The 21,075-nt window shown below is 35.5% G+C and carries 24 protein-coding genes; 9 read left to right on the plus strand and 15 right to left on the minus strand.

Annotated elements, in window-relative coordinates:
- Window positions 1-39 precede the first annotated feature (39 nt).
- Complete coding sequence (locus tag LCF45_RS03900; RefSeq protein WP_002029878.1) at window positions 40-1,341, minus strand: NCS2 family permease; 1,302 nt, start codon at window positions 1,339-1,341, stop codon at window positions 40-42.
- Window positions 1,342-1,565: 224 nt separating this feature from the next.
- Here LCF45_RS03900 and LCF45_RS03905 point away from each other — a divergent pair, with 224 nt between their 5' ends.
- The 3 genes from LCF45_RS03905 (at window position 1,566) to LCF45_RS03915 (ending at window position 3,830) form a co-directional block, all read left to right on the plus strand.
- Entirely contained in the window at window positions 1,566-2,432 is an 867-nt protein-coding gene (locus LCF45_RS03905) for an SDR family oxidoreductase (protein WP_002087502.1), read from the plus strand.
- Window positions 2,433-2,653: 221 nt separating this feature from the next.
- Window positions 2,654-3,415, plus strand: a complete 762-nt coding sequence (locus LCF45_RS03910) for a L,D-transpeptidase (RefSeq protein WP_002125360.1) — start codon at window positions 2,654-2,656, stop codon at window positions 3,413-3,415.
- Window positions 3,416-3,578: 163 nt separating this feature from the next.
- Window positions 3,579-3,830 (plus strand): hypothetical protein, encoded by a 252-nt coding sequence (locus LCF45_RS03915; RefSeq protein WP_002125363.1) that lies wholly within the window; start codon window positions 3,579-3,581, stop codon window positions 3,828-3,830.
- Between the two features lie 12 nt (window positions 3,831-3,842).
- Here LCF45_RS03915 and LCF45_RS03920 read toward each other — a convergent pair whose 3' ends face one another.
- From LCF45_RS03920 to LCF45_RS03980, 13 genes are all read right to left on the minus strand, one after another.
- Window positions 3,843-4,784: a carbohydrate kinase family protein gene (locus LCF45_RS03920; RefSeq protein WP_002125364.1), complete on the minus strand. Its 942-nt coding sequence runs from the start codon at window positions 4,782-4,784 to the stop codon at window positions 3,843-3,845.
- Window positions 4,781-6,256, minus strand: a complete 1,476-nt coding sequence (locus LCF45_RS03925) for a glycoside hydrolase family 32 protein (RefSeq protein WP_078206444.1) — start codon at window positions 6,254-6,256, stop codon at window positions 4,781-4,783. Before LCF45_RS03925 ends, LCF45_RS03920 begins: the two co-directional genes overlap by 4 nt.
- A 17-nt stretch (window positions 6,257-6,273) precedes the next feature.
- Window positions 6,274-7,650, minus strand: coding sequence for a sucrose-specific PTS transporter subunit IIBC (locus LCF45_RS03930; protein ID WP_002125367.1), 1,377 nt, complete (start codon window positions 7,648-7,650; stop codon window positions 6,274-6,276).
- A 135-nt stretch (window positions 7,651-7,785) separates the two neighbouring features.
- A complete protein-coding gene (locus LCF45_RS03935; protein ID WP_002125369.1) occupies window positions 7,786-8,772 on the minus strand; it encodes a LacI family DNA-binding transcriptional regulator in 987 nt (328 codons plus the stop codon).
- Window positions 8,773-8,890: 118 nt separating this feature from the next.
- Window positions 8,891-9,106 carry a DUF1540 domain-containing protein gene (locus LCF45_RS03940; protein ID WP_002029883.1) on the minus strand — a complete coding sequence of 72 codons (216 nt, stop codon included), beginning with the start codon at window positions 9,104-9,106 and terminating at the stop codon, window positions 8,891-8,893.
- 72 nt (window positions 9,107-9,178) lie between these two features.
- Window positions 9,179-9,631, minus strand: a complete 453-nt coding sequence (locus LCF45_RS03945; RefSeq protein WP_002029885.1) for a thioredoxin family protein — start codon at window positions 9,629-9,631, stop codon at window positions 9,179-9,181.
- A 12-nt stretch (window positions 9,632-9,643) separates the two neighbouring features.
- A complete protein-coding gene (locus tag LCF45_RS03950; protein WP_002125372.1) occupies window positions 9,644-10,063 on the minus strand; it encodes a disulfide formation protein C in 420 nt (139 codons plus the stop codon).
- A 165-nt stretch (window positions 10,064-10,228) separates the two neighbouring features.
- Window positions 10,229-10,477 (minus strand): YhdB family protein, encoded by a 249-nt coding sequence (locus LCF45_RS03955; RefSeq protein WP_001195459.1) that lies wholly within the window; start codon window positions 10,475-10,477, stop codon window positions 10,229-10,231.
- 121 nt (window positions 10,478-10,598) lie between these two features.
- Window positions 10,599-11,108, minus strand: coding sequence for a PCYCGC domain-containing protein (locus LCF45_RS03960; RefSeq protein WP_002125374.1), 510 nt, complete (start codon window positions 11,106-11,108; stop codon window positions 10,599-10,601).
- A 45-nt stretch (window positions 11,109-11,153) separates the two neighbouring features.
- A complete protein-coding gene (locus LCF45_RS03965; RefSeq protein WP_263894579.1) occupies window positions 11,154-12,263 on the minus strand; it encodes a GerAB/ArcD/ProY family transporter in 1,110 nt (369 codons plus the stop codon).
- A 12-nt stretch (window positions 12,264-12,275) separates the two neighbouring features.
- On the minus strand, window positions 12,276-13,358 hold the full coding sequence (locus LCF45_RS03970; RefSeq protein WP_002140451.1) for a spore germination protein GerYC: 1,083 nt from the start codon (window positions 13,356-13,358) through the stop codon (window positions 12,276-12,278).
- The gene (locus tag LCF45_RS03975) at window positions 13,355-14,860 is read right to left on the minus strand and encodes a spore germination protein (protein WP_033729732.1); all 1,506 of its coding nucleotides are present in this window, start codon (window positions 14,858-14,860) and stop codon (window positions 13,355-13,357) included. The genes LCF45_RS03970 and LCF45_RS03975 overlap by 4 nt, the downstream gene beginning before the upstream one ends.
- Before the next feature lie 124 nt (window positions 14,861-14,984).
- On the minus strand, window positions 14,985-15,581 hold the full coding sequence (locus LCF45_RS03980; protein WP_002087481.1) for a hypothetical protein: 597 nt from the start codon (window positions 15,579-15,581) through the stop codon (window positions 14,985-14,987).
- Between the two features lie 231 nt (window positions 15,582-15,812).
- Here LCF45_RS03980 and LCF45_RS03985 point away from each other — a divergent pair, with 231 nt between their 5' ends.
- Both LCF45_RS03985 and spoVR read left to right on the plus strand, forming a co-directional pair.
- Window positions 15,813-16,373: a nitroreductase family protein gene (locus LCF45_RS03985; RefSeq protein ID WP_002125380.1), complete on the plus strand. Its 561-nt coding sequence runs from the start codon at window positions 15,813-15,815 to the stop codon at window positions 16,371-16,373.
- A gap of 117 nt (window positions 16,374-16,490) precedes the next feature.
- Complete coding sequence (gene spoVR / locus LCF45_RS03990) at window positions 16,491-17,906, plus strand: stage V sporulation protein SpoVR (protein ID WP_002125381.1); 1,416 nt, start codon at window positions 16,491-16,493, stop codon at window positions 17,904-17,906.
- Window positions 17,907-17,965: 59 nt separating this feature from the next.
- Here the strand turns inward: spoVR and LCF45_RS03995 are convergent, their stop codons facing one another.
- The gene (locus LCF45_RS03995; protein WP_002087475.1) at window positions 17,966-18,439 is read right to left on the minus strand and encodes a MarR family winged helix-turn-helix transcriptional regulator; all 474 of its coding nucleotides are present in this window, start codon (window positions 18,437-18,439) and stop codon (window positions 17,966-17,968) included.
- 152 nt (window positions 18,440-18,591) lie between these two features.
- Between LCF45_RS03995 and LCF45_RS04000 the strand changes: the two genes are divergently transcribed.
- The 4 genes from LCF45_RS04000 (at window position 18,592) to LCF45_RS04015 (ending at window position 21,051) form a co-directional block, all read left to right on the plus strand.
- On the plus strand, window positions 18,592-19,176 hold the full coding sequence (locus LCF45_RS04000; protein WP_263894581.1) for a DUF3238 domain-containing protein: 585 nt from the start codon (window positions 18,592-18,594) through the stop codon (window positions 19,174-19,176).
- 136 nt (window positions 19,177-19,312) lie between these two features.
- Window positions 19,313-19,897, plus strand: a complete 585-nt coding sequence (locus LCF45_RS04005; RefSeq protein ID WP_002169114.1) for a DUF3238 domain-containing protein — start codon at window positions 19,313-19,315, stop codon at window positions 19,895-19,897.
- Window positions 19,898-20,138: 241 nt separating this feature from the next.
- On the plus strand, window positions 20,139-20,402 hold the full coding sequence (locus tag LCF45_RS04010) for a metal-sensitive transcriptional regulator (protein ID WP_000456201.1): 264 nt from the start codon (window positions 20,139-20,141) through the stop codon (window positions 20,400-20,402).
- Between the two features lie 88 nt (window positions 20,403-20,490).
- Complete coding sequence (locus tag LCF45_RS04015) at window positions 20,491-21,051, plus strand: sulfurtransferase TusA family protein (protein WP_002125386.1); 561 nt, start codon at window positions 20,491-20,493, stop codon at window positions 21,049-21,051.
- Window positions 21,052-21,075: the final 24 nt, after the last annotated feature.

Genomic DNA, 21,075 nt, shown 5'->3' on the forward strand with positions numbered 1-21,075 from the left:
GTTTTTTTGTAAATAAAAAATCCCTCACAACGAGGGATTTTAATGTGGTAAGAAAACTAATTGATAAGCGAACAAGATCCCGAATAAATACACAAGTGGGTGAACAGCACGGAATTGTCCTTTTGCCACTTTCATAAGTGGGTATGAAATAAATCCAAGTGCAATACCTGTTGAGATACTTGATGTAAGTGGCATGCTTAAGATTACTAAAAATGCTGGGAATGCTTCATCGAATGTATCCCAATCGATGTGGCGAACTGAGCCCATCATAAGACTACCAACGATAATTAGTGATGGTGCTGTAATAGCTGAAACGCCAGAAACAGCGCTCACTAACGGTCCGAAGAATGCTGCTAATGCAAATAGAACAGCTACTGTAACAGTTGTTAAACCAGTACGACCACCAGCTGCAACACCAGCAGATGATTCAATGTAAGCTGTTGATGGTGTTGTTCCGAACATAGCTCCAATTGTTGCTGAGAATGAGTCAGATAGAAGAGCTCGTCCTGCTTTTGGAAGCTTTCCATCTTTCATAAATCCACCTTGTTGTGCAACGCCAAGTAGTGTACCTGTTGTATCAAATAGTGTAACAAGGAAGAATGAGAAGACAACGCCGTATAATCCGTAGTTAATTACATCAGATACAGCAGTAATTGGATTTGAAACGATAATTCCTTCTGGTAATCCAGGCATTGATGTAACGCCGCTTGAGAATGTTAATTGACCTGTGAAGTAAGCGATAATACCAGTTAATAACATTCCGATAAATAGTGCCCCGTTTATATTTAAAGACATAAGGATAATTGTAATTCCAAGGCCAGCTAATGCTAGTAGAACTGGAGCAGAGTGAAGATCGCCAAGCCCAACTAAGTTTGCATCATTTTTTGTAACAATTCCCGTTAAGCGCAAACCGATAAAAGCAATAAAAAGACCGATACCAGCAGTAAGTGCATGTTTTAAGTTCTCAGGAATTACTTCCATTAATTTCGTACGGAAAGATGTGAATGATAACAAAATTAAAATCATACCTGCTACGAATACAGCAGAGAATGCAATTGCGAAAGTCATGCCTTCATGGGCTTTTACAACAGAATAAGAGAAGTAAGCATTTAATCCCATACCTGGTGCAATTGCGATTGGTAAATTAGTAAAGATCGCCATAAATAATGTTCCGACAACAGCAGCGATAATTGTAGCTGTAAATGCTTGTTCAAACGGAACACCTGCATCCCCAAGGATGACAGGGTTTACGACAATGATATATGCCATTGTTAAAAAGGTAATAATACCTGCCATAATTTCAGTTTTAATAGAAGTTTTATGTTTTGAAAGGTTAAACATATAAACATCCTTTCTTTTTACGAATAATTTTCACAACAGTTATATATAATATTCGTTTTTTAACTATTTTGCAATAGTTTTGCATAAAAACTTTAGAACAACTCATATTTTATGTCGTAAATTCGAATATTAATCGTAAAACTGTGTGTGCATTGCGGTTCTTTAATGTGTAAGTAGTTTTTTTTATTGTGCGCATTATAAGGGGAAAGGAGTTGAAGGAAGTTATGCCGCAGCAAAAAAACTTTTTAACAATGCCAGCACAACATCAAAATAAACAACCTGGTATTGAATCGTTAATGAATCCTCTTCCAAAGTTTGAAGATCCAAATTATAAAGGAAGTGAAAAGTTAAAAGGAAAGAATGTATTAATTACAGGAGGAGATAGCGGGATTGGAAGAGCTGTTTCTATCGCTTTTGCAAAAGAGGGAGCAAATATTGCGATTGCTTATTTAGATGAGGACGAAGATGCAACTGAGACGAAACAACTTGTGGAAAAAGAAGGCGTGAATTGTGTATTATTGCCGGGAGATTTGAGTAATGAACAACATTGTAAAGAGATTGTAGAAGAGACCGCCCAGCAGCTAGGGGGGCTAAATGTTCTTGTGAATAACGTCGCACAGCAATATCCGCAGCAAGGACTAGAGTATATTACAGCGGAACAGCTAGAAAAAACGTTCCGTATTAATATTTTTTCTTATTTTCATGTTACAAAAGCAGCCCTCTCTCATTTAAAGCAAGGGGATGTAATTATAAACACGGCATCTATCGTTGCGTATGAAGGAAATGAAACGTTGATTGATTATTCTGCAACGAAAGGAGCGATTGTCGCTTTTACAAGATCGCTATCTCAGTCGTTAGTACAAAAGGGAATTCGTGTAAATGGTGTTGCACCAGGCCCAATTTGGACACCGCTTATTCCATCCAGTTTTGATGAGAAAAAAGTATCACAGTTTGGGAGTAATGTTCCTATGCAAAGGCCTGGTCAGCCGTATGAATTAGCGCCTGCATATGTATATTTAGCGTCTAGTGATTCGGCATATGTAACGGGACAGATGATGCATGTAAATGGTGGAGTAATTGTGAATGGATAGTTTTCATTTATAAGAGCAAAGTAAAGTTAATTGTATTTATCCCGCTATTTGCGGGCAGTAAGACTCCTACCTAACAATTCGGTGAATACAAGGAAGTTAGGTGGGAGATAAATGTCCGTAAATGCTCGATTGGTGAAGGCTAATCCTCAGTGGGGATGGACAAAATCCCCCAACGAGTAAAGTTTCACTTTATTATGATGTTAGTGCTAGGGAGGATTTAGATGAAGAAAGTATGGTTTATCGTAATCCTATTTTTCTGCCTGCCAGCTAGCGTTTTTGCTAATACAGATCATTTAATATTAGTTAACCTTACGACGAATCAGCTGTCTTTTTTTGAAGATGGAAACTATACTAAGACATTTCCGATAACGACAGGAAAAGACAGGACCCCGACGCCTGAGGGTAATTTTTGTATTATAACTAAATATAAAAATAAAGAATACCATCGTAAAAAAATAGCTGGGGGTGCTCCGAATAACCCTCTCGGTACGAGGTGGTTAGGTCTAGATAAAAAGGAATATGCAATTCATGGAACAAATCGGGAATGGACGATTGGAAGCAGGGAGTCGAATGGTTGTATTCGCATGCACGATCGGGACATACAATGGTTATACGACCGGGTACAATTACAGACGAAAGTAATTATTTCTCGTTTTCATACGAGTCCCGAATATGAAGCGTATAAGCTTGGTTATCGGGTTGTGAGTTGGAATGGTCGTAAAGTAGAAGAAGAACAAATTGGAATGCTTACGTTAGTAGATCGTGTAAATATATATTGGCAAGAACCAAATGGACAATTGACGAAAGTAAAAACGGTATTGCCAAATGAAAAATATACAGTGTATTCAAAACGAAAAGATGGAACCTATTATATAGGAAACAATTTGTATATTGTAGATGTAACGGGAGAAAAAATTCGTTATGAGCAATTACCTTATTCGATTTTAAGTAACATATATAAAAAGAAATATAATGTTCCATAATAGCTACCGTGTATAGGCGGTAGCTTATTTGTGATGAAGTTTAGTTGGTTTTAATGATTTCATACCAATCGCGCGCCTGTAAATAGTGAGATAAAAAAATTGAAACAGCAACTATTATGTTTTGCTGAATATAATACAGTACAGACTGGGGGGCGGTCACATTATGAAAAGTGAATTTGCATTTAAAATTTTCTTAATCACGACTTGTTTATTTATCGTGTATTTATATGCGTTACTCGTCTTCTCCTTTTATGTTCCATATATTGATTTAATATTGTTCGTTGGATTTATTTGGGCATTTGTTAAAGCGAGGGAAGGGGAGAAGAGTGTATATCGGCGCATTACTTTATGCGGGACGGTCCTTCTCGTTATTTTGTACTTTTTTATGATGCATGATGTTTGGAAAGGAATGTAAAAAAGCATACGACTAATCGTATGCTTTTACCTCTGCCAATGATGGAAGTGAAGCGATTGCTCCGTAGTTTGTACATGTTATGGCACCTACTTTATTTGCAAAAGAGACAAACTCGGCTAAATCTGTGAATTTTTGAGGAAGCGTTTGTTCATTTTTAGAAATTTGATACAACATCGCTCCGACGAAAGCATCACCAGCACCAGTTGTATCTACTTGTTTAATTGAAATAGAAGGTACAATGATTTGAGCTTCTTTTGTCGCGAGAAGAGTACCGTCTTTTCCAAGTGTGATAGCTACAACTTTAGCCCCGTAATTTAATAATTTTAGTGCTGATTGTTGTAGATTAGTTTCTTTAGAAAGCATCGTTGCTTCTTCTTGGCTTACTTTTACGAAATGTGCGTGTTTTATAAAGGATAGGCAATCTTGAGAAAATTGTTCTACATCTGTAATAAGTGCATCTCGATAATTTGGATCAAAAGAAATAAAGTGATTATTGTCTTTTGCATATTGTAATAGTTGAAAGTATGTTTCTTTTAATGGACTTGATAATAAGGCAGTTGCCGAACCGAAATGTATTAGATCATTACTTTTTATTTTTGCTAAATTAATTTTATTAAAGGTGTATTGACCATCAGCCCCACGCATAAAAATAAAATCACGTTCACCATCTTTATCGATAGATACGAAAGCAAGCGTTGTTTGTTTATCTTTTATGAGCATTGAAGTGTCAACATGAGCACGTTGTAAAGTTTGTTCTAGAAAATCACCAAATGGATCATTTCCTACTTGCCCCATAAATGTAGCATGTCCATCTAATTTTGTAATAGCAGCGGCAACGTTAGCGGGAGCTCCACCAGCTTTCTTTTCGAAATCAGTACCATCTACTAAAGAAACATTGGAGTTTCGGCAAACGAAATCAATTAATAATTCACCTATACAAAAAACATTTCTCATATAATCCCTCTTTTAAGTTTATATTGTGTAATTGTAAAGTTTAGTTTTGCATCTGAAAAGATTGCGATATGATGTGTAATGTCTTTTCGCGGAAATACTCTAGACGTAAAGACAGTGGAACCATCATATAAGAAGATTTCTACGATGCTATTATCTACAAATATTCTGAGGTCTATCGTATCTTGAATATCAATTTTTTCACAGCGTTCATATCCATATTCTCCGCCAAATTGGTGATGGAAGTTGCTTCGGTCTATGGAAACAGTTCCTTTTTCACGGTTAAATATAATCGGGAAAGAATCTTCTTCATTATGGAAGAGAGAAAGGCCAAAGTTATTCGCATCATCTGTTTTAAGAGTTACAATTAATTCATATGAGCATTCATGGCCAAGGGTCGCCAGTACGTTTAATCCAGTTGATATGTCACCTGAAATCTCTTTTTTTGTTGTTCTTAGTTTTTTTAGTTCTGAAACTGGTTTTTGTTTTAATATATTATTTTCTAACGTTAGTTCTCGTGGAAGTGTTAAACAATGAGCCCACATATAATCATCAGAAGGGTATGTTATTTCGCTTGAGCCCGCCCAAGCAAATAAAAGGCGGCGTCCAGATTGATCTTCTAAAGTTTGAGGGGCATAAAAGTCGAAACCTTTATCAACTTCGTAATACGAATCAATATGGAAATATAAATTTTCAATATCGAAATTTCCGATTGCATATATGACATTATATACATTTTGAAAATTCCCCTCGTCTTTTTCGATTCCTTGTGGCGAAAAGAGTAATATATCTTTCCCTGATAATTGGAAATAGTCGGGGCACTCCCACATAAATCCGAACTCTTTTAAATTTGTTTTAACCTCGCCTTGGAAATTCCAACTGTATAGGTCTAGTGACTTATATAATAATAGAGTACCCGTTTTATTTTCACGTTGTGCTCCGAGTAACATATAGTACGTATCGTTATTTTTCCATACTTTGGGGTCACGTACATGCTTCGTATATCCGTCAGGAATCATATCAATAACAGGATTATTACTATACTTAGTCATCGTATATTGAGAATCCATCGTTACCATACATTGTTTAGCATCCCGAGAATCATTAGGTTTCTTTATATTCCCTGTATACAATAAGTGAAGAAGCCCATCTTTTATAATAGAGCTACCAGAATATGCGCCATGTGACTCATAGCTTTCGGTAGGGATAATGGCTACAGGCATTCGTTCCCAGTTAATAAGATCTTTTGATTTTACATGCCCCCAATGTTTCATTCCGTGAATCGGGCCAAATGGATACCACTGATAAAAAACATGATATTCATCATTGTAGTATGATACACCGTTAGGATCATTCATTAATCCATATGGCGGATGAATATGATAAATCGGTTTCCATGAATCTTGATTTGCAATTGTATATAAAGAATGTAATTCTTCTTTATTGGATTGCAGTATTGTTTTATATTTCGACATAGGTTTTTACCTCGTTGTTATTTACTTTCTTTATATAAAATGAGAGTGGCAACAAAAGCAGTAATAACTGCAATAGCGAAGCCGATTACATAATGAATTACATTCATCATGCCAAGCGGTGCAACAATTGTAAGCATTGGAATACCTGTTAAACCGTATGCATTGGCTGCGACTTGCATCCAAACAACGTAAGCGCCTCCAATTGCGCCACCAATAGCAGCTGCAATAAATGGTTTACCAAGTTTTAAATTGACACCAAAAATAGCTGGTTCTGTAATTCCTAAAAATGCTGACGCTGCTGCTGGAATTGCGATTTCTTTCGTTTTTTTGTTTTTTGTTTTGAAATAAACTGCTAAAGTAGCTCCGCCTTGGGCGACGTTAGCCATTGACCAAATAGGGAGTAAGAAATTGACACCGATATCTTTATTAGCAAGTAAGCCAGCTTCAATAGCGTGGAAGCTATGGTGTAAGCCAGTAAGAACGATTGTTGAATATAGACCACCGAATATAAGACCAGCCACTGGTCCTGCAAATTGATAAATAGTATTTAAAAGGTACGTAATACCGTCACCGATTTTATATCCAATTGGTCCGATAATAATAAGTGATAAAAAGCCAGTTATAATAATTGTTAAGAACGGTGTAACTAATAAATCTAAAGAGTTCGGAACTCGTTTGCGGAGTTCTTTTTCAATTGTACTCATAACGTATACGCATAATAAAATAGGTAAAACAGTGCCTTGATAGCCAATCATATCAATATCCATACCGAGGAAATGTAAAACAGTTGGTTTTGCGTTTGCAAGAGTCCAAGGATTCGTTAAGTTTGGGTGAGTTAATATACCACCAATAACGGCACCTAAGAAAATATTTCCTCCAAATTCCTTGGCTGCACTAACACCGATTAAAATAGGTAAAATAACGAAAGCTGCACTTGAGAACATATCAAGTAATTGGATAAGTGGGTGATCGCTAGGAACTAATTTAAACGCTTTCAACATTCCGAGTAGTCCCATAAGTAAACCACTTGCAACGATGGCTGGAATAATTGGAACGAAAATATTGGATAACGTTTTTGCTAGGCGAGTAATCGGATTCATTTTTTTCTTAGGAAGATCGTTTGATGCCGTAGAATCAAGTTCAGTTATTCCGATTAGTTTTGAAAACTCATCATACACTTTGTTTACTACGCCAGTGCCAAAAATAATTTGGTATTGCTCATTCGTTGCGAAAGCACCTTTAACCCCATCAATGTTTTCGATTTCTGACGTGTTTATTTTTGTTTCATCTTTTAGTACAAGACGAAGGCGAGTAGCGCAATGAGTAGCACGAATAATGTTTTCTGTTCCTCCGATGTTCTGTAAGACTTGAGCTGCAATTTGTTTCATATCCATAAAAATTCCCCCTTACTATATACTTCGATTTTGTGGAACCGGTTCCGTTTTTGGTTAAAATAAAAAACAGGGACGTGATGTGAAAATCCTGTTTTTTAAATGTGGAACCGGTTTTAATTTTATTATAAAGCGCCTTTAAATTTTGTCAACGCTTTCTTGAATTTTTAATGTATAGCGAGAATGTAATATTTTAGGGATTGTTTTATTTTCAACAAGCTGCGAAAGGGAAGTAGCAGCAAGCTTACCAGCATGCTCATAGTCAAATGCGATTGTCGTTAAGCTAGGGTGTACCATTTCAGAAATATCATATCCACCGAATCCTACTACAGATATATGATTTGGTATGGAAAGGTGGTTAGAATGAATTACTTTCATGGCTCCAAGAGCGATATTATCTGTAGCACATACGATAATAGTAGGACGGTTGTTATCTAAAATATGTTGTACTTGTTTCATCGCATCTTCTATTTTGAAAGTTGTTTCGTAGTAAGAAGCGATGCAAGTAGGTTCTAAATTTTCAATGGCTTTTTGAAAACCATTTTTTCGATTTACACCAACAGAAATATCATCTTTTTCTACTCCTAAATAAGCGATATGGCGGTGTCCTTGTGATAATACGTATGCTCCTAGCTCATAAGCAGCGTCAAAATCATCGTGAACGAGGCAATATTGATTCTCATATTCTTGACCAACAAATAAAATAGGGGTAGTAGAATTAGCGATGATGTGTTTATGCTCTTTTGTTAAAGTTTTTGTTAATAAAATTATGCCAGCTACTTTTTGCTTTATAAAGTTTTCCATTGCTTGAATTTCTGTTTCAATTTTTTGATTCGCATTTGCAACAAGCATCTGGTAGTTATTTTCCTGTAAAGCATTATCAATACCAATAAGTGTTTTTGTTGTAGCAAAGGAGTCTAATCGGGGGATAATAACGCCAATTAAATTTGTTGTTTTCGCTTTTAAACTTTGCGCAAATGTATTTGGAGAGAAATTCGTTTCTTGAATAATACCTTCAATTTTCTTTTTTGTTTTATTACTTACATAGCCACCATTTAAGTAACGAGAGACAGTACTTTTTGCAACCCCAGCTAATTTGGCGATATCTACAATTGTTTTAGCCATAGTATTCCACCTTCATATTCATAAAAAACTTTTAATTTTATTATAGGGAGAATTAAAGGTTACGTAAACAAGAAGAGAAGAAGAAAAACCACCTCACGTATATGAGGTGGAATAAGTGTTAATATTTCGGTTTAAATGTATGACAACACGTTTCTACACTCGTTGTTACAGAACTTTCAAGCGTCTCGTTTGTTAAAGTAGCGTTTGTATATGAACTGTTTTCAATTTGACCTGCTTCTTGTGCATCAGGTTGAACAACGATTGCACTTGCTTGACAAAGGTTACCTTGTCCCCAAAATGAGCAATTGGAAACAGAGCATTTCACTTCTGGCATAAAACCCCCTCCTCATACATTAGTGTGGGATTTTACGCCCATTTCATGTATAGAAGGAGTTTCCTTTTCTTATTATTTTTTCGTTTGCTCAAGCCACTCTTTTAATTTGTCTTCCGGTTGTTCGCCGCTAATACGGCTCACTTCTTTACCGTCTTTAAAATGAATGATTGTTGGAGTTCCTTTAATTTTATATTCATCCCAAGGAGCATCTAATTTTTCAATATCCATAACTTTCATATCAACATTCAAGTCTTTAGCCATTGGTACTACGATAGGAGATAATTTTTGGCAATGAACGCAAGATGTTTGATAAAAGTATACTGTTTCTTCTTTTTTCTCTTTTAAATTCTTTTGGAGATCTGAAAGAGAGATTTTATTTGTGTAGTAGTCAGAACCATCTGTTTGACTAGTAGCATTATCAATTTTTTGGCTTGTTGAAGCATTTTTTTCTTCCATTTGTGTTACAGCGAAAATTGCTGCAAACAAGGCGATAATAATACCGCCAAATATAAGCATTTTTTTCATTCTTTCATCTCCTTATTTGTTTTTAATTACGATGAAGCTACAAACAGCGATTGTGATAAAGCCGATAAGTGCTAAAAACGGGATTGTCACAAAGCCGAACCAGTTTATGTATTCTCCCGTACAAGGTACGCGGCCGCAAGCTGCCCCAGCAGCTGAAAATGCTGCGATTTTTTGAATTGCATAGTGATATAAAGAAATACAAGCACCAATACTTGCGATTGGTAAAGAATAACTTGCAATGCGATAGTCTTTCTTTACTACAGCGATACCGAGCCATAAAACAAATGGATACATAAAAATACGTTGATACCAACAAAGGACACAAGGCTCAAATTTCATAATTTCGGAAAAGTATAGACTTCCTAATGTAGCAATAAACGAAGCTCCCCATGCAGCAAATAAAGCATACTCTTGCTTTTTTTCTCGTCCCATATTTTATACCTCACTTATAATAGTTACATACTAAATTATAGTATGAAGTGGTAGGGAAAAGAAAGAAAAAATATGTTTATCAATAAAAGTTTTATAAGGAGAAACTTTTATTGATATAAACATTTTAAAAAAGCGCTATTCTCATAAAGAGAATAGCGCTATATTTTACATTTGAATTTGCTCTACTTCTTCTACATGTGACTTTTGGGATGCGTGGTCAATATATTGAAATAGGAGCTGCAATTGTTTATCAACTTCTGGTAGTTCTTTACTGTATTGATAAGCGTGTAAAAAATGCTCAATACGCTTAGAAAATAATTGATCGTTCGTTTGAACCATGAGAACGAGTAATTTATCCCAATTACAGCAATACGTGTAATAGAGAGCTTTATCATAGTCGTTATATGTTTGCACTGTGTACCCTCCTTACCGAGGAGTTATATATAGTGTGTGACAAGTAAGGAGAAATACACTTGAAAGAATTTGTTAAGAAAAAAGGTGAATGAAAAGAGAAAAACGAGGGATTTCCTCGTTTTTATGCTTTTGGCATTGGCGTAGGTGTTGGCTTGCCATACCCTTCTTTGTATTTATTGTCGATATAGTTACGAATTTCGAGCGTTGATTTTCCTTTTTGTTTCATGGAAGCCGATTCAACCGCGATTTCTAGGCAGTTGACACAAGTTGTTGCGTGGGAATCCCAAACAACTTCACCATTCTTTTTAATTTCACGAATAAAGCAGTTTTTATTGTTTTTATGTCCTACACTCTCACCGCAACCGCAGTAACATGGAATCCAATCTAATAGCTCTGCATTTTGTCCAGCGACAGTGTAGATATCTTTCATTTGCGGATCAAGCTTGTCTAGGAAGGTAGGGAGTGTGTCGACTCCTTTTGTCTTTTCTTGAATATCAGCTTGCTGAGTATGTGATGCGTGGTCATGCTCTTCTTTTGATTCAGAAGATTTTTTGTCATTTGTACTAGTACTCCCGCATCCAACAAGAATTAGGCTCAGTACTGCAAGTAAAGAAAATACATACTTTTTCATTCGCTTGTCCCCTTTACAAATGTATTAACCAAATTGTATCAAATATCATGGTGTGTCGGGTGAAGATTTTTTCGACTGATTTTTGAAGCGCCATCGTAGTGAATGGAATAGAAATAAAATTGGGATATAAGCGTATACAATATATAAACCAGCTTGAGACAGTACTGTATTTAATGTATTGATACTTTCACGGTTTGTGAAAAATAAGGATGAAATAAATATAGCTGCAATAAAAAATGGAAGTGTAATTTTAAATGGTACGTGAAAAGACCTTTTACTAATGCAACAAGAAGACCAAATTGTTAAACAAAGATTAGGTAAAATAATAAGATACCACATGAAAATAATGATGTACTCAAACCTTTGGATAAAAGGAATCTTTATGATTTTTAGCATTGTTAATGTTGGCCAAATTGTATGATGTAGTTGTCCTTGGCTATAGTACATAAGGGAAACAATGGCTAGTATTACGTATAGAATTGTTGTAAAAGCAATACCACCGTGCGCCCATTTATTTAATGATTTTTTTTTTTTTATAAATGGATAAAAAACAAGAATTGCTTCAAATCCAAGAAATTCTAATGCAGATGATTTCGCTGCAGTTAGAATTTCTAAAGGTGAATGAGTTAGAATTGGGAGAATGTTACGGACATGCGCGTATTTCATTGGGAAAACTAAGAAAAATAGGACGAAAATCGGTATTACGACGCCCCAAAAACATATTCCTGTTACAGAGCGAAAACCACCTTTAATTACGTAGTAAGTCACAAGTAAAAATAATAAAGTTAATTTCCACGGTTTAATTGTAGGGAAGACCCAAACTTGAATGACTTCAATATATGTACGAAGGACAGTAAGGCAAAATAATAGAAGGTATGCAGCAAAGCATACGGACAAAAATGTTCCAATCCACTTTCCGAAACATGTCGTATGAATATTCATTAAATCATTATCTTTTTCTAACATTTTAAGCATGCAAAATAGCACGATATGAGTTGCAATGCCCGCAACAATAAGAGAAATCCAAGAATCATAACCGGCATATTGCGCAATAATCCTTTGGTATCCTAACACACCTACTCCAATTTGAAGGGAGTGTAATAAAAGAAATGTGAAATAAGGGGAAACAGTATGTGTTTTATCTTGTCCAGCCATTACAGCACCTCACTATTCTCCGATACCAGATTGCACGACATTGATTTGCACATGAACAGCAACGTCTACATTAGGGTACATTTCTTGAATTTGTTTTATAGTCCATTTTCTTGAATGACTACGAATTTCTTCTTGTATACCTATCGGATCGATTTCTTTTTCTTGGAATTGTTTTATTAATTCGTTTAAATGCTTCTCAAGCGTTTTTTCTACATGTTTTTTTACGTAAGTTATATTTTCGTGCTTTGCTAAATCGAGCCAGTCGGGAGCATTTTTTATAAGTCCGTTTAACTTTAAGTGGATGTTAACTTTCGGAATGTCACCGTTTTGGGAAAGAGAACAAAAACTTTTCCCGGATAAGTTTTGAGTAGCGATCAATCCTTTATGCTTACCTTGACGTATCGGAACTTCGTAACGACCATTTTTAGTTGGATTAATGAGTAGTTTTAATAAAAAAGATCCTTTTTTATCTGTGTACATAACCACTTTATCCTTTTTTAAAAAAGCAATTCCTTTAATGGAAGCAGACTTGTCTTCATCAACTTTAATATAAGGAAGAAATGGATCGCATCCAGATGAATAAAAGTTATATAAAAAAATATTTAAAGCTGTCCGAGGGATTGTCTCGGTTTCTATATTTTGCTCCAGTAAATCAGATAGATATAGCGATCCATTCGTTTTGACATGTTTAAGTAATTCTTCTGTTGAACCATCTACAAGCGCTAGTTGCACATCTCGGCCAATATTAGGATCACGTTGTAAGTTGTTAATAACATCCCCAATTCCACGTTCACCAAATGATTTTCCAAATAGGACAACACGCATTTGACCTACAGCGATCGTATGTGGTGATTTGGCGTTTAGAAGTGAAGAAATTGTTTCAATTGTATCTGCGGTAGTTGACTGAGTTTCTGGTTTTGATTGAACGCCTTTTGTGTAATCGGGATATAAGATTGTCCCGCGAAATTTTTTATCTTTCGTTATATCAAATCCACCTATATGAATCATTCGCTGTGTGTCTACTATATTCGGTTGTGTACAGCCGGATTGGAAAATTAAAATGATAATGGAAAAGCATAATAAAGTATTTTTCATTTCTCTTCACCATCATGTTTTTCTTTCGCTTTGTTTGGATCATAGCGCCATTTCTTTTTTGGTCTTAGAAAAGAGGCACGTCCTGCAGTTTGACTAAATGGCAAGCGAAAGAGACCTTCTGCCGTTCCTAAACCGCGAAATGGATATAGAGGTAATAAATAAGGTGATCCAAGTGATTTTAAGCGAATTAAATGAGCTAATATGAGTACGAATCCTACAATGAGACCTAAGCCCCCAAATGCACCAGCTAAAAGAATAAGTGGAAATCGTAGTATCCGGATAGTAGAAGACATTTTTACAGTTGGTGTTGTAAAAGAAGCGAGTGCTGATAAAGCAACTGCAATTAATAAAATGGTACTCGTTAAAGCAGCCTGAACAGATGCTTGGCCAATTACAATCCCGCCAACGATGCCGATTGTTTGTCCAACTTTTGTAGGTAATCGTGCTCCAGCTTCACGGAGCAATTCGATTGTGATTTCTAAAAAAAGTGCTTCTAAAATGGGCGGAAAGGGTACATTAGCTCTTGAAAAAATAATCGGACCTAGTAAATCCGCAGGAATCATTTGATAGTGATACGTTAATACAGCTGTATAAATAGCTGATGAAAATAGCGAGAATGCTGCTCCGAAAAAGCGAACCATTCGAAGAAATGAGCCTGCTATCCATGGTAAATAATAATCTTCTGGAGAGACGAAGAAATCGAGTAATGTCGCTGGTCCAGCTAATGCGTAAGGTGAACCGTCTGTTAAAATGACGACTCCTCCATTCAATAATGCATAAACGGAGCGATCTAAACGCTCTGTAGGAAGTAAAACAGGGAAGGGAGAGTTGCTGTTATCACTAATAAACTGTTCAATCATAGTTGCATCGAAAGGAACATCAAAGTCAATGTCTTGTAGGCGCTGCATCGCAGTATTAACGTGCTGCTCATTCGTAATATCTTCGATGTAAGCAACTACGACTTTTGTTTTTGATATAGAACCAACTATAACTTCTTTGAAAACTAATTGTTCTGTGACGATATTTCGCCGAAGTAAGTGTATATTTGTATCGATATTCTCAACAAATCCGACTTTTGGACCGATGACACTATATTCATTTTCAGTATCGTTATATAGCCGTGTACCTAAAACGGAACTTTCAGCACGAATAAGTGCATATTCTGCGATTTGAGAATCATTTTTTAGTTGTATAAGTACATATCCACTTAATAATTTTTCACGAATGTCATCAATAGTAGGGCCAGTGATAATCTCCTCAAGTGTGACGATATTTGCTATATCACTTATATTTTCAATGTGATCTAATTCTCTTTTTATAGGTGTTAAAATGAATCGATTAATGAGGAGTGATTCAGCCGTAGATTTATAGTAAAACAAACATAATGTCCCATCTTCTACGATGTTATAAGAAACGAAATCACTCGATTCTTTCATAGTATGGATAAACTCTGGAATGGAACAGATTGTTTTTTTCTTCTTTTTAGACGATAAACGAAACATTTTCTCACCCCTTACTACATCATTTTCTTATGTTAGTTTTTGGGAAAGACGGGAATTTATACTTGAAAATTGAAAGTTCATAAAGAAAAGGAAGAGTATTGAATATCTCTTCCTTTTTGACAGGCTAATTTGTTTTCTTTTCTTTAATAGACTTCACTAATTTAATCATTTCTGCCCGTATATCTTCTTTTTTAACATTTAATTTTTCCGCAATTTGTTTAATATCCATCCCATCTTTTTTCATTTTTAGTACATCGTCAAGAGGGGTATTACTTTTTTGAGAGATGATTGTTAACACGGTAAGTTGGCGTAAGCCGATGTTATATTCTTTCATTTTTTGTTTCAGTCCATCTGGTGTGGACTTTTGCATATTTGCTAATTTTTGCAGTAGTGCTTTTTTCGTTTCTTTATTCATATGATGCTTTTTCAATTTACTTGGGTCTACACCGAAATGCTCGGCTGTTTTCTCCCAAGATTTATTTTGCTTATAGTAAGCTAAAACGTCCTTAATTTCTTTTTTACTTATTCTTGCAATGTGGGCAGCTTTCCAAATTTCATGTTTATTATAGCCGAGTTTTTCGAGCGACTGCATTTCTTCTTCTGAAATAGGCTTATGATGGTGCATTGTTACTTCTTTTGGCGTGGCAGCGGAAGCAGGAAAGACAGATATCCCGCACAATAATGCTGCCATAGTCATACTTACTGCGATTTTCTTGTACATATAAACTCCTCCTAGATGGGTAATGTGGAAAACTTACACATATCATTTCCATAAAATGTGAAAAACTTGTGAACAAGTTAAGTTTTTTTATTCACAGTATAAAAAGAAGTTTTTCATGGTTTTCCAACATAAAACATTGATTAATAGTGAAAAACTAGGTTATAATCGAAATTGAAAATCAATATCAATGACGGATTTATACATATAGATAAAAATAAGGGAGAGAAAAATATGACTACATATACTTCCATCGCAAACGTTATTAAAGAAAGACGTTCTGTTCGTACATTTACAAATAAAGCAGTAGAAAAAGAGCTATTAATTGAACTATTGAACGACGCAACATGGGCACCGAATCATAAACACCGTGAACCATGGAATTGTAAATTATACATTGGAGAAGGCCGTCAGAAATTAGTAGACGCAGTACTAAACTCTTTCACAGAAGAAGAAAGAGCAAAACGCGGCAAAACTTTATCTGATCGTTTCTTAAGCACACCTGCACAAATCGTTGTTTACATTAATGAAGATCCGCGTCAAATTCAACGTGACGAAGATTACGCTGCAACATGTGCATTTATGCAAAACTTCCAATTACTTGCTTGGGAACGCGGATTAGGCTGCGTTTGGAAATCAGGTGGATTAAACTACAATCCACTATTTATAGAAGGAATTGGTTTAACAAGAGGTCAACGCATCATTGGAATTCTTCATATCGGCTATTTCGATAAAGCACCAGAAGGAAAAGCTCGTACACCGATTACGGAGAAGATGGAGATCATTGAAGGTTAATTAGAAAGAGGCATTCTCGTTTTTTTAGAGGGTGTCTTTTTATTATGCAATCAATCCTCATGAAAGCTTGTTCCTTATCATACACTTTCTTAAGGGAAAGTGTAAGGAGGGAAAATAATGAGAGCAAGTGATGATAAAGCACTACAATATGCGATTGCTGAAATTACGGAAATTGCGACTGGATTTGGTCTTGATTTTTATCCGATGCGCTATGAAGTATGTCCAGCGGAAATTATCTATACATTTGGTGCATATGGGATGCCGACGAGGTTTTCGCATTGGAGTTTTGGAAAGCAATTTTTCAGAATGAAATTACAATACGATTTAGGACTTAGTAAAATTTATGAACTCGTTATTAACTCTAATCCATGTTACGCCTTTTTATTAGATACGAATTCTTTAATTCAAAATAAATTAATCGTGGCGCACGTTTTAGCACATTGTGATTTCTTCAAAAATAATATTCGTTTTTCTAATACGAAGCGCGATATGGTGGAGAGTATGGCAGCGACAGCAGATCGTGTGAAGGCGTATGAACATAAGTATGGAAGAGAAGAGGTAGAAACATTTTTAGATGCCGTACTTGCCATTCAAGAACATATTGATCCATCGCTTATGCGTCCGAAACTTGCATGGAGTATTGAAGATTTAGAAGAGGATGTAGAAAAGAAAAAGATATCACAGTACGATGATTTATGGAATTTAGATGATCGAAACAAAAAGAGAGAACGACCTAATATGCATAAAAAGAAGAAAATCCCACCGCAGCCAGAAAAAGATTTACTCCTCTTTATTGAAGAATATAGCCGTGAGCTAGAAGAGTGGCAGCGCGACATATTAACGATGATGCGTGAAGAAATGTTATACTTCTGGCCACAGCTTGAAACGAAGATTATGAATGAAGGTTGGGCTTCCTTCTGGCATCAACGCATACTTCGTGAAATGGACTTAACATCTTCTGAAGCAATCGAATTCGCGAAGCTTAACGCAGGTGTCGTACAGCCATCAAAAACAAGTATTAATCCATACTACCTCGGTATTAAAATGTTCGAAGATATTGAAGAGCGCTATAACAACCCGACAGAAGAAATGAAACGACGCGGTGTGAAACCTGGTTCTGGTCGTGACAAAATCTTTGAAGTACGGGAAATTGAATGGGATGTATCGTTCCTAAGAAACTATTTAAATAAAAAACTTGTAATGAGAGAAGATATGTACTTATTCCAGCGCCAAGGAAAAGAATATAAAGTAATTGATAAAGAATGGGAGCATGTACGCGATCAACTCGTAAATATGCGCACAAATGGAGGTTTCCCGTACTTAGTAGTAGAAGATGGAGACTACTTAAAGAATGGGGAATTGTACATTAAACATAGCTATGAAGGAATTGAGTTAGATTTAAAATACTTAGAAAAAGTATTACCGTATCTTCATCAGCTATGGGGAAGAACAGTGCATATGGAATCAATTGTGGAGAGTAAGGGCGTTGTGTTTTCTTATGATGGGAAGATGGTGCATCGGAAGTATGTGTGATGGAAAGAACGGACATAGAAATGCTATGTCCGTTCTTTTTTATTATATGGAGTTTTTGTTTACCAAACAGGTCGTATGCTCGATGATAATTTTCCTGTATTTTCTTTAGTAACGAATGTTGTTAAATCCTCTTTAAGCATTTGCATTCGTTCTGCACCTATGTTTGCAATCCATCGTTGTTCTATTTCAGCTACTATTTCTTCTTTTGCTTTCATTACTGCTAAACCACGCTCGGTTAAAACAATAATTTTACCTCTTTTATCAGTAGGATGCGTTTGGCGCGTGACATAACCACTGTTCTCAAGAGAATCTACCATTTTACTTATGGCTTGTTTTGAAACCCCTAAATATTCAGCTAGTTCTATACCGGTTGCTCCATTAGGAAGGATACGTTTGAACATAAAACCGTGTGCGGGCCTAATATCTTCAAATCCCAATTCACTTAATTTGTCGTGTAGTTCAGTAATTAATGTACTGAAGGATAGTGATAAAAGTGAAGTAAGATCTAGTTCGTTAAGTGTTTGATGAGTCATGTATATAACCTCCTTACTTATAGTCAATTAAATTGACTATAAGTAGAATCTATTGTACTATACAGGATATAGTCAATCAAATTGACTATATAATGGTAATAGAAAAAATAATGATTTATCTAAATAAAATCAATGAATTATGGAGGTTTCACATGGTTAATATCGTTAAAATTAGAGGGAGTATATTTGCACCATATGCATCGCTGGAACCTATTAAAGATCCTGCAACAGGAAGAGTGTTTGAATATGCCGGAGATGCACGTGAATTTACACCATACGCTGTGAACACAAAGCGTTCAAGATTAGAACAAGAAGTGGTTGTTGATTTTTATAAAAGAGAAATTTTCACATATGCAGATGCTTGTATCGTTACTGTGAAAATTACAAATCCAGATGGCTCAATTGAGTATCAAAAAGGAGAAACAAGTACAGAAAACATTGCATGTACAAATATTGTATGGAGTGAAGATGAAGTTTCATTTGAAATGAGAGCAAGTGCAAGTAATCCGTTAAACGCGGCAGCACCTGCAGCTGATTATTTTTTGACTATACGAGTTAATGAAAGTGGTACTGTGCATGTTGAAGGTTTACATGATGGTTTTCCTTGCTATGAATTTTATAAACAAATCGACTTTGGTTCATTTGAATTAATATATACACATGATTTCAGGAAAACGGATGATACCCCAGCAGCACTAGCTGGAGAAATGGAATATAGCTTTAAAACGAAAATCTAGATATAAATATAGCGCTATTTTTTAGAAGGAAGTAGCAAACGTAAAAGAGAAAGCTATTGGTTCTAGGATTGAAATTGTGGTCTATTTTATTCAATAGTATGCAGTATATAAAATTAGAATTACAGGGGTGTTTCTTATGACGAATATCGTTAAAATTAGAGCCAGTGTATTTATTCCAGTGTCTTGGACAGAACCGCGGAAGGATGTACAAACAGGGAAAGTAATCCAATTCGAAGGTGATTCACGTGAGTTTACACCACATGCGGTAAATACTATGCGCTCTAGAGTTGAGCAAGAGGTAGTAGTGGACTTTTATAAAGAAGAAGTGTTTTCATATGCAAACACGGGTATTACGACAGAGAAGGTCACAAATCCAGATGGTTCTGTGAATAAAAGAACAGGAAAAGCGAGTACTGAAAATATTGTGTGTACGGATATTTCATGGAATTCTGATGGTGTGCAATTCAAAATGAGTGCAAGCGCTAGTAATCCGTTAAATGTGTATGCCCCTCCTGTGGACTATTTATTAACTGTATGTGTGAACAAGGATGGTAGTATCGATATTCAAGGAGAACATGATGGATTCCCTTGTTTCGAATTTTATAAGCAAGTAGATTTCGGTTCATTTGAACAAATTTATACACATGATTTTAGAGAAACTGGTGATACACCTGAAGCGTTAGGTGGAGAAATGGATTATAGTTTTACAAAGAGGTTATAAGAAGTAGGATAATAAAACGGTTGATTCCTTGATTCGTAAATGAAATGAATTAGTTGGACTACCAAGCAGTGTAGTTGAGAAATGCAAAAGCCAATAAAATCAGTGGCTTTTGCATTTTTACTATACTCTAGGAGATTTCAAAAAAATAAACCACTTTACAATATACCCTTAAGGGTATATGATATTATACAAAGTTACAAAGTAATGTATAATATAGTTATAATTACGGAGGTGATCTACAGTGGAATATAATCAAGATATGAAAAATAGATTGAAACGTATTGAAGGTCAAGTTCGTGGTGTGCTTCGCATGATGGAAGAGGGAAAAGATTGCCGAGATGTTATTACACAGTTAACTGCATCCCGTTCTGCACTTGATCGTACAATTGGACTCGTTGTTGGAACAAATTTAGAGCAATGTTTGCGCGAGCAGTTTGAAACAGGTAATGGTTCAAATGAAGAGTTAATTAAAGAAGCTGTTCAATTACTTGTAAAAAGCCGATAATCTGTCAAACATATGTGTTGACAGATTTTCAAAAACATTTTATTATACCCCTACAGGTATATGTATAATAGTTAGGGAGGAAATGATTATGAGTATAAAAGTTGATATGAATTTAGACTGTAAAGGCTTGGCTTGTCCGATGCCAATTGTGAAGACAAAAAAGGCGATGGAAGGATTGGCATCAGGACAAGTTATTGAAATAGAGGCGACGGATAAAGGATCGACGTTAGATATACAAAGTTGGTCAAATAAAGTAGGGCATCAATATATTGGAACGAAACAAGAGGGAGATATATTAAAGCATTATGTACGAAAATCCCATGAACATGAAGTAAATGAAGTTGTGAAGTATCCTCATACAATTACGAATGGGGAATTGCAAAATATATTATTAAGTGGTGAAGAGTGCACTGTATTAGATGTTCGTGAAGAAGCGGAATTCGTCTTTGGTCATATTCCATCCGCAATTTCGGTGCCGTTAGGTGAATTAGATAGTGCTATGTTAGACAGTGCGAAACCAATTTATGTCGTTTGCCGAACTGGTAACCGTAGTGATGTAGCTTGCCAAGTGTTGAAAGAGAGAGGTTTTTCAAACGTGAAAAATGTCATTCCAGGTATGTTAGAGTGGCAAGGAAATATAGAAAAATAAAATTTTTTAAATATAAATATACCT

The sequence above is a fragment of the Bacillus sp. 41-22 genome, from assembly GCF_025809295.1.
In the GTDB taxonomy this organism is placed as follows: domain Bacteria; phylum Bacillota; class Bacilli; order Bacillales; family Bacillaceae_G; genus Bacillus_A; species Bacillus_A mycoides.